The organism is Arthrobacter sp. H14 (genome assembly GCF_000520495.1).
Classification (GTDB): Bacteria; Actinomycetota; Actinomycetes; order Actinomycetales; family Micrococcaceae; genus Arthrobacter_C.
In genome coordinates, this window is sequence record NZ_KI914711.1 from 3,955 (window position 1) to 4,767 (window position 813).

Here is an 813-nt window from a genome sequence, read left to right on the forward strand (position 1 = left end):
CCCCGCCATTCCCGGGAGCGGCGGCCGCGGAAGTTCTCTACTTCGTGGTGCATGGTTCTCCCTTTGGTTGCAGGTGTATCGCAGGTAGTGACCCAGGCTGATCCGGTGTTCCGGGGTTGCTTTGAGTAGTGCCTGCTGCCGAGCATGTGTGCGGACTTAGGGAGACGTCTCACCGACGACGGCGCTTGGGAAGCGGCGGGGAATGCGGGGTGGCGCACGGGATGTGCACCACGTCATGCTGGTCGTTCGTAGTCTGGATGCTTTGAGCTCAGGGCGCTTCCGAGGTCTTAGCCGCGCAACAGTTCCTCCAGCACCCGGATCCCTGCGCTGCGTTCGCGCGTCGCCAATGAGTTCATCAAGTCGACCGCAATAGCAGCGATCGGCGTGCGGTCATCAACAAATACTTGTTCGGAGTCAGCTTCATGGATGGTGACGTTGCCCTGCGGATCCTCGACCAGGCCGAACGAACCAGCCAGGGTGGCAGCACCGCCTTCCATGACATAGCCTTCGGCGTAACCGCCACCGCCTGCCAGCCCGAACAGGGCAGCCGTCGCCTCGTCACGCATGGCGGCCGCACCGGACGCGATGAGGTACTCATCCACCCTGATCACTGCCTCGGGAATGGCTCGATAGCGGATCGTCTTGGCCCTGTCGCGGGAAAGAATATAGACATCGTTGGCTGACTTGGTCCGCAACGAGCTCCTGAGCCGGGATCTCGCGGACGAAGTGATCCAAGTTGCGTCCTGCCCCGACAGCAAGGCGAGGGCCGCCCAGGCAGTGTCCACCCTCCAAGCCCTCCCTTGGCGGGTTCCC

At 63.0% G+C, this 813-nt stretch carries 1 protein-coding gene; it reads right to left on the reverse strand.

Features of this window, described 5'->3' with window-relative positions; translation table 11 throughout:
- Positions 1-287: 287 nt before the first annotated feature.
- Positions 288-813 (reverse strand): DNA-binding protein (locus Y707_RS28615; RefSeq protein ID WP_216699330.1); only part of this gene is annotated, 526 nt, incomplete at its 5' end.